At 41.4% G+C, this 8,149-nt stretch carries 5 protein-coding genes, 13 tRNA genes and 1 rRNA gene; all 19 read left to right on the forward strand.

Annotated features, from left to right (window positions below):
* The first annotated feature begins 331 nt into the window (after window positions 1-331).
* The 19 genes from rrf to HNQ82_RS06735 all read left to right on the forward strand — a co-directional run bounded on the left by rrf (window position 332) and on the right by HNQ82_RS06735 (window position 7,710).
* Window positions 332-448 (forward strand): 5S ribosomal RNA (rrf, locus tag HNQ82_RS06645).
* A 10-nt stretch (window positions 449-458) separates the two neighbouring features.
* Window positions 459-534: transfer RNA gene (locus tag HNQ82_RS06650), tRNA-Val, on the forward strand.
* 28 nt (window positions 535-562) lie between these two features.
* Window positions 563-639: transfer RNA gene (locus tag HNQ82_RS06655), tRNA-Met, on the forward strand.
* 4 nt (window positions 640-643) lie between these two features.
* Window positions 644-719 (forward strand) — tRNA-Asp (locus HNQ82_RS06660).
* Between the two features lie 5 nt (window positions 720-724).
* Window positions 725-800, forward strand: a tRNA-Phe gene (locus tag HNQ82_RS06665).
* 37 nt (window positions 801-837) lie between these two features.
* Window positions 838-913 (forward strand) — tRNA-Thr (locus HNQ82_RS06670).
* Window positions 914-918: 5 nt separating this feature from the next.
* Window positions 919-1,003 (forward strand) — tRNA-Tyr (locus HNQ82_RS06675).
* 4 nt (window positions 1,004-1,007) lie between these two features.
* Window positions 1,008-1,081, forward strand: a tRNA-Trp gene (locus HNQ82_RS06680).
* A gap of 9 nt (window positions 1,082-1,090) precedes the next feature.
* Window positions 1,091-1,166, forward strand: a tRNA-His gene (locus tag HNQ82_RS06685).
* A 17-nt stretch (window positions 1,167-1,183) separates the two neighbouring features.
* A tRNA-Gln gene (locus HNQ82_RS06690) sits at window positions 1,184-1,258 on the forward strand.
* A gap of 5 nt (window positions 1,259-1,263) precedes the next feature.
* Window positions 1,264-1,335 (forward strand) — tRNA-Gly (locus HNQ82_RS06695).
* An 11-nt stretch (window positions 1,336-1,346) separates the two neighbouring features.
* Window positions 1,347-1,420: transfer RNA gene (locus HNQ82_RS06700), tRNA-Cys, on the forward strand.
* Between the two features lie 10 nt (window positions 1,421-1,430).
* Window positions 1,431-1,516: transfer RNA gene (locus HNQ82_RS06705), tRNA-Leu, on the forward strand.
* A 51-nt stretch (window positions 1,517-1,567) separates the two neighbouring features.
* Window positions 1,568-1,651: transfer RNA gene (locus HNQ82_RS06710), tRNA-Leu, on the forward strand.
* A gap of 278 nt (window positions 1,652-1,929) precedes the next feature.
* Window positions 1,930-3,276 carry a GH1 family beta-glucosidase gene (locus HNQ82_RS06715; protein WP_183248248.1) on the forward strand — a complete coding sequence of 449 codons (1,347 nt, stop codon included), beginning with the start codon at window positions 1,930-1,932 and terminating at the stop codon, window positions 3,274-3,276.
* 185 nt (window positions 3,277-3,461) lie between these two features.
* Window positions 3,462-4,751 carry an ABC transporter substrate-binding protein gene (locus tag HNQ82_RS06720; RefSeq protein ID WP_183248585.1) on the forward strand — a complete coding sequence of 430 codons (1,290 nt, stop codon included), beginning with the start codon at window positions 3,462-3,464 and terminating at the stop codon, window positions 4,749-4,751.
* Window positions 4,752-4,810: 59 nt separating this feature from the next.
* Entirely contained in the window at window positions 4,811-5,737 is a 927-nt protein-coding gene (locus HNQ82_RS06725; RefSeq protein WP_183248250.1) for a carbohydrate ABC transporter permease, read from the forward strand.
* Between the two features lie 20 nt (window positions 5,738-5,757).
* The gene (locus tag HNQ82_RS06730; protein ID WP_183248252.1) at window positions 5,758-6,597 is read left to right on the forward strand and encodes a carbohydrate ABC transporter permease; all 840 of its coding nucleotides are present in this window, start codon (window positions 5,758-5,760) and stop codon (window positions 6,595-6,597) included.
* A gap of 51 nt (window positions 6,598-6,648) precedes the next feature.
* Entirely contained in the window at window positions 6,649-7,710 is a 1,062-nt protein-coding gene (locus HNQ82_RS06735) for a LacI family DNA-binding transcriptional regulator (RefSeq protein WP_183248254.1), read from the forward strand.
* The last annotated feature ends 439 nt before the right edge of the window (window positions 7,711-8,149 follow it).

Raw genomic sequence — 8,149 nt, forward strand, 5'->3', positions numbered from 1 at the left:
GACAAGGTAGATAGGTCCGAGGTGGAAGCGTGGCGACACGTGCAGCTGACGGATACTAATCGATCGAGGACTTAACTAAACACATAAGAAAAGCGGAGAACGGTCCTTGGCGAAGCCAAGGAAACGTCCGACGGAGCCGAGAGCTTTTGACGAAGACGTGCGTGCACGTCGAACGGAAAAAGCGAAAGGCGTAGGAGGATGTTAGTTCGAAGCTAGACATCAAGAAAAGCGTAGGCGACTGCTTAACCTGTTATCTAGTTTTGAAGGAATAAAAAAATGCTTGACAACAAAAAATATTCCGTTATAATAACATTTGTCTAAAGCATTATTGCTCGGTGACGATGGCGGAGAGGTCACACCCGTTCCCATCCCGAACACGGAAGTTAAGCTCTCCAGCGCCGATGGTAGTTGGCGGGACACCGCCTGCGAGAGTAGGACGTTGCCGGGCAAGATCAAATGGAGGATTAGCTCAGCTGGGAGAGCACTTGCCTTACAAGCAAGGGGTCGGCGGTTCGATCCCGTCATCCTCCACCATAAATAAAAAATAGTCCCTTCTTATCATCGCGGGGTGGAGCAGCCAGGTAGCTCGTCGGGCTCATAACCCGAAGGTCGCAGGTTCAAATCCTGCCCCCGCAACCAAATTGGTCCCGTAGTGTAGTGGTTAACATGCCTGCCTGTCACGCAGGAGATCGCGGGTTCGAGTCCCGTCGGGACCGCCATATGTGGCTCGGTAGCTCAGTCGGTAGAGCAAAGGACTGAAAATCCTTGTGTCGGCGGTTCGATTCCGTCCCGAGCCACCATTTTCAATAATGTCGGCTTAGTTCGAATATATAATGTGCCGGCTTAGCTCAATTGGTAGAGCAACTGACTTGTAATCAGTAGGTTGCGGGTTCAAGTCCTGCAGCCGGCACCATCTGCGGAGGGGTAGCGAAGTGGCTAAACGCGGCGGACTGTAAATCCGCTCCCTTTGGGTTCGGCGGTTCGAATCCGTCCCCCTCCACCATTTTAGGGGCATAGTTTAATGGTAGAACAGAGGTCTCCAAAACCTCCGGTGTGGGTTCGATTCCTACTGCCCCTGCCAAAAAATATGGCGGCTATGGCGAAGTGGTTAACGCACCAGATTGTGGCTCTGGCATTCGTGGGTTCGATTCCCACTAGTCGCCCCATATAAACTTTAAAACATTGGGGTATAGCCAAGCGGTAAGGCAACGGACTTTGACTCCGTGATGCGTTGGTTCGAATCCAGCTACCCCAGCCATATATGCGGAAGTAGTTCAGTGGTAGAACACCACCTTGCCAAGGTGGGGGTCGCGGGTTCGAGTCCCGTCTTCCGCTCTTCATTTCATGGCGGCATAGCCAAGTGGTAAGGCAGAGGTCTGCAAAACCTTTACCACCGGTTCGAATCCGGTTGCCGCCTCCATTTTTTATGCGCCGGGGTGGCGGAATTGGCAGACGCACAGGACTTAAAATCCTGCGGTAGGTGACTACCGTGCCGGTTCGAGTCCGGCCCTCGGCACTGGAAAATATTGACAAAATAAGGCGATATGTTATAATTTAATAGTCTCATGCCGATGTGGCGGAACTGGCAGACGCGCACGACTCAAAATCGTGTTCCCGTGAGGGAGTGTGGGTTCGACTCCCACCATCGGCACTACAAGGATTCCTGTTGATTACAGGAATCTTTTTTTATTTCCTCCTCTCTTATCCGTTTCTTCTCGATCATTTTAGCTTACCTCTTAATATACATAACGAAAATTTTCGTAGAAAAAAACAATTTTATTGAACAATTAATCATAATTTTTTTTGTGAAAATAAAAGATTTTATTGACTTTATCCGCTAATTTTTATTATGATTAATTTACGAAACAAATGAAAGAAAGCGCTTTTTTAATTATTTGTTAACGAAAATTTTCGAAAGGGGTTCGAAATATGCTTCAGTTTCCGAAAGATTTCATCTGGGGAGCTGCTACTTCATCGTATCAAATTGAAGGAACGGCGACTGGAGGAGATAAAATTTATTCGATTTGGGATCACTTTTCCCGTATCCCTGGTAAAGTAGCAAATGGGGATAATGGGGATATCGCAATTGATCATTACAATCGTTATATTGATGATGTCGCATTAATGAAAGCGCTTCATTTAAAGGCGTATCGATTTTCGACGAGTTGGGCGAGGCTGTATACGGAAACGCCTGGTAAGTTTAATGAGAAAGGTTTAGATTTTTATAAACGTCTTGTACATGAATTGTTAGAAAACGATATTGAGCCAATGTTGACAATTTATCATTGGGATATGCCGCAAGCTCTTCAAGAAAAAGGTGGCTGGGAAAATCGTGATATTGTTCATTATTTTCAAGAATACGCTGCTTTCCTTTATGAGAATCTTGGGGATGTCGTGAAAAAATGGATTACTCATAACGAACCATGGGTTGTCACTTATTTAGGGTACGGGAATGGTGAACATGCGCCAGGTATTCAAAACTTTACATCATTCTTAAAAGCTGCTCATCATGTTCTTCTTTCTCATGGCGAAGCAGTAAAGGCGTTTCGAGCGATTGGTCCGAAAAATGGAGAAATTGGTATTACATTGAATTTAACTCCTGGATATGCGTTTGACCCACAAGATGAAAAAGCAGTTGACGCAGCGAGAAAATGGGACGGTTTTATGAATCGTTGGTTTTTAGACCCTGTGTTTAAAGGACAATATCCAAAAGATATGTTAGAAGTGTATAAAGATTACTTACCAAATATTTATCAAGAAGGAGATTTACAAACGATCCAGCAGCCGATCGACTTTTTCGGATTCAATTATTACTCAACGGCGACATTAAAAGACTGGAAAAAGGGTGAACGTGAACCAATCGTATTTGAGCATGTAAGTACAGGAAGACCAGTGACAGATATGAATTGGGAAGTGAATCCAAATGGTTTGTTCGATTTAATGATACGATTGAAAAATGATTATGGCGATATTCCGTTATACATTACTGAAAATGGTGCTGCATACAAAGATTATGTTAATGAGCAAGGTGAAGTAGAAGACAATGAGCGAATCGCTTATATACGAGAGCATTTAATTGCTTGTCATCGTGCGATTGAACGAGGAGTCAATTTGAAAGGATATTATGTATGGTCGTTGTTCGATAATTTCGAGTGGGCATTTGGCTATGATAAGCGTTTCGGGATTGTATACGTAGACTATGAAACGTTAGCACGAATCCCGAAGAAGAGCGCATTATGGTATAAGGAAACGATCATGAATCATGGAGTTAAATAAAGGAGGTGATGGGGGAAGGGAAAAAGTTTTCTTTGTAATAGCGCGATATGTTGGGGATTGGCCGCTACTACAAAGAAAACTAAAAGAATTATACCGTCAAACAAGCGAATGGGCAAACGAAATGGACAAATTACATGAAGTAAACAGTATGCCATGTGTTGTAAGTAAAAAACAAGGGGGAAAGAATAATGAAGAAACGAGCGCTTATGTTGTTGCTAGCATTCGTCTTTATGTTTGCAACGGCGTGCAGCAATCAGTCCCAAAGTGATAACGAATCAAAAGATAAAGGTTCAAGTGAAAAAGTGAAGTTAGACATGTGGGTATTCGGAAGCACAGGTTATGAAAAGTTAGCTGAAGAATATATGAAAGATCATCCGAATGTTGAAATTAAAATCCAGTCTACACAGTTTGATGATCACCACAACGCTTTATTTACAGCGTTATCAGCTGGAAGTGGTGCGCCGGACATCGCAATGATTGAAGTAAATAACATTGAACGTTATCGTGAGGCGCAAGATCGCTTTTATAACTTATACGATTTTGGTGCAAAAGACATTAAGGATAAGTATTTAGATTGGAAATGGCGCATCGGTGAAAGCGCGGACGGAAGCTTTTTGTTCGGTCTTCCGACAGACATTGGTCCGACAGCTATGTTTTATCGCGCGGACGTGTTTGAAGCAGCAGGATTACCAACGGATCCTGCAGAAGTTGCTAAGTTAATTCCGGACTGGAATGCATATGCTGAAGTCGCTGCAACAATTAAAGAAAAAACAGGAAAACCAATTGCAGACAATGTTGAACTTGTGTACAACGCATTGCGTGACCAAGCGCCTGTGCAATATTTCAATGAAAAAGAAGAATTGTTGATCGAAAAAGAACCGTACATTAAACAAGCGTACGACTATACTGTAAATTTAATTCAAAAAGGTTACCTTGGTAGCAACGGATTGTGGACGCCTGAATGGGGCAATGCGATGGAAAAAGGAAGCTATGCCACACTGCTTGCACCTGCGTGGATGCAAGGGGTAGTTAAAGGAAATGCGCCAAATTCAGCAGGTAAATGGCTTATTACAAACATGCCTGGTGGAGCAGGAAACTGGGGTGGTTCTTATTTAACGATTCCGAAAGAGTCCAAGCATGCCAAGGAAGCATACGACTTTATTCAATGGCTTGTCGCACCAGAACAACAGTTAAAGTCGTTTAAAGATATGGGCTTATTCCCATCCACTCCTTCTGTGTATGATGCACCGGAGTTTAAAGAGTACAAAGATGAGTATTTTGGTGGCGTGAATACAGCTCAAGTATTTGCTGAAGCAGCGCAAAAAGTAAAAACGGTATACATGGGTAAAAACTACGGAATTGTTCAATCAGAAATTGTGAAAGCGTTGACAAATGTACAAAAGAAAAAAGCTGATCCAGAAAAAGAATGGAAAGAAGCAATTAAACGCATTAAACGTCAACTTGAACGTCAATAAAATACATGAGGAAGGGATTTATTCCCTTCCCCTATCATGATTTTTTGGAGGGAAATACAATGGTATCCCATAATCATACGCATACAGCTGTCCGTCCAAAAGGATTAAGTGATAAGAAAAAAACTGCATTAGCCGGCTACTTATTCATATCTCCGTTCTTTCTTTTATTTGCTGTCTTCGGGGTTTTTCCCATGCTGTTTAGCTTTTACTTAGCGTTTCAAAAATGGAACGGATTCGGTGAAATGACGTTTGTCGGATTTAAAAATTTTTCACTCATTTTTACTGATCCACTATTTTGGAAATCAATTTATAACACGATTATCATCGGTCTATTAGGAACAGGTCCACAGTTAATCGCAGCATTAATTTTAGCAGTTGCTTTAAATTCAGCGATTGTTAAATTTAAAAGTGTATTTCGTGTTGCTTATTTTGTGCCAAACGTAACATCGATTGTTGCGGTAGCGATTGTCTTCACCGTTTTATTTAGCGAACAAGAAGCAGGATTGGTCAATGCCACACTTAATTTGTTTGGAATTTCTCCAGTAAGCTGGCAGACATCTGAATGGGGAGCGAAAATTGCGATTGCGACGATGATTTTTTGGCGATGGGTTGGATATAACTCGATTATTTTCTTAGCGGGATTGCAAAGTATACCGAAAGACCTTTATGAAGCAGCTGAAATTGACGGAGCGAAAAAATGGCAGCAGTTTCTTTTCATTACTGTACCGATGCTAAAGCCGATTATCGTCTTCGTTGTATTCACAGCAACGATCGGATCGCTACAAATTTTCGCTGAACCACTCATTTTTGGAAGTGGTTTTAGGGAAGAAAGTATGACGATCGTGTTGTATTTATGGAGGGAAGCTTTTACGAATAATGCGTTCGGAACAGCTTCTGCGACGGCTGTCTCACTCTTTTTACTCATTATTGTATTCACGACGATTAACTTTTTCGCGTCCAATCGTTTAGATAAATCGGGTAAGTAAAAACATGGAGGTGAATGAAGATGGCTACGTTACGTAAAAAAGGACTTGTGAATAAAGTAACGATTCACATTTTACTCATTATCGGTGCGTTGTTATCGGTTTTTCCGTTATACTGGATGTTTGTCATGGCGACGCAACCGAATCATGTCATTAATAAATTACCACCAGCGGTCGTGCCGGGGGATAAACTAGTAGAAAACTTTCAAAACGTATTAGAAAACATCGACTTTTTCGGGGCGATGTGGAACTCGTTTGTTGTTGCTAGTTTAACAACGCTCGGTGTGTTATTTTTCAGTTCTTTAGCAGGTTTTGCGTTTGCCAAGTTGCAGTTTAAAGGGCGTGAGAAGCTATTTACCGTCATTTTAATCACAATGATGATTCCGCCACAATTAGGATTAATTCCGCAATACTTTATTATTACAAAGTTAGGTTGGTTGAACGACTTAAAAGCAATTATCGTTCCAGGATTAATGAATGCGTTCGGTATTTTCTGGATGCGTCAATATATTAAAGATGCGATTCCAGATGAATTAATTGAAGCAGCGAAAATTGATGGATGTAGCATTTTCCGTGTATATTGGAACATCGTCGTTCCTTCCATTTTACCAGCTTTTGCGACGCTCGGTATTTTAACTTTTATGTTCGTATGGAACGATTTCTTATGGCCGTTGACTGTATTAAGGGATGAGTCAAGCTACACGATTCAAATTGCAATTCGTGCTCTTCAAGATGCATATGTGAAGGACTATGGCATGATTTTATCAGGAACATTTTGGGCAACATTACCGCTCATTGTCGTGTTTTTAATTTTTAATAAGTTGTTTATTTCAAGCTTGACTCAAGGATCCGTCAAACAATAGTGACATGGCCGCTAAACGAGGGAAAATTTGTGTTATAATGAAAATAAGATTATGAAGTTAAGAAGGGATCGTATGAAAATCACCATTAAAGAAATTGCAAAATTAGCGGGTGTGTCGCCAGGCACGGTATCGAAAGTGTTGAATAACTATCATGATGTCGGTGAAGAAACGAAAAGAAAAGTGTTAGAAATTATGGAACAAACAGGGTATGTTGCCGCTCGTATTCAAAAAGATACCGCTCATAAGTCGAGAGTTGTCGGCGTCATTTATGCCGGGGAAATTAATGCGGATTTCAACCATCCCTTTTTTATCGAAGTGATGAATTCTTTTAAAAAAACAATGGGAGCGTTCGGTTATGACCTCCTCTTTTTTTCAAATGAGCGATTTGAAGAAGGAGAGGAAGATTATTACGAGCGAGCGATGCGCTACAAAGTCGATGGGGTAATCATTATTAGTGGTGAAAAAGTGCAACCGTCCATTTATCGTTTAGACATGAGCGACATTCCATGTATTGGTGTAGATATTCCGCTTGAGGGAAGCCGTTCGGCATACATTATGACAGATAACTATAAAATTTCCGCGAAAGTCGTAGAACACTTTTATTTATGTGGCTATCGCCATATCGGCTACATTGGCGGTTTGCCTGGGGCACAAGTGACAAAAATTCGCGAAGAAGGATTTCGTAACACGATGAAAGAATTTGGGTTAACTATTCATGATGAATGGTTCGCCCAAGGGGATTTTTTTATGGAAAGTGGCTATGAGGCAATGAAAAAAATATTACAATCGTCACATCATCCTGAAGCGATATTTGCGGCGTCAGATTTAATGGCCTTTGGTGCGATGAAAGCGGCAAAAGAAAGAGGGTTAAAAGTGCCTGAGGATATCGCAATTGTTGGATGTGATGATATCGAGGCATGCAATTATACTGATCCGCCATTAACTTCGGTTCGCCAAGATAAAGAAAAAATTGGACGGCTTGCCGCATATATGTTACGAGATATTATACACCGTCAATTTCAGCCGAAAGCAGTCATGGTTGAACCTGAATTAATTATTAGGGAGTCTTGCGGAAGCAATCGGTTGTACGGATTGATGTCTGGGAAAATGTAAAGAAAGCCCCCTAATTGTTACAAAGGGGGCTACGAATGTTCCTCATTTTCAACCGCATGTTTTAAAATAGATAACTTATTTTCCTAAAACCTTTCATAAAATAACACCCATTATTTCGTTCGGTGAACGGTTCTAGATGGAGAGGATAAATTTTTACGGACTTACGGTTTCGACTTTTATACGAGCGTGGTATGATAGAGCGAGAATGCATTTTTGAAAAAGTTGTGAACAAGGTATTGACTTGTCCTAGTGGAGTCGATATAATGTAAAACGTGATTATGAAACAGGGATTCCTGTTTTTTATTTTTACATTTCGTTCGACAAATTTCTACTTTTTCTGCATACGCGGGTGTAGTTTAGTGGTAAAACCTCAGCCACGAGCGGTGCATCGTCGAATAAGCGACGAGTTGCCTCGACGCATCGATCATCATTGAATAGG

The sequence above is a fragment of the Anoxybacillus tengchongensis genome, from assembly GCF_014201585.1.
GTDB classification, from domain to species: domain Bacteria; phylum Bacillota; class Bacilli; order Bacillales; family Anoxybacillaceae; genus Anoxybacillus; species Anoxybacillus tengchongensis.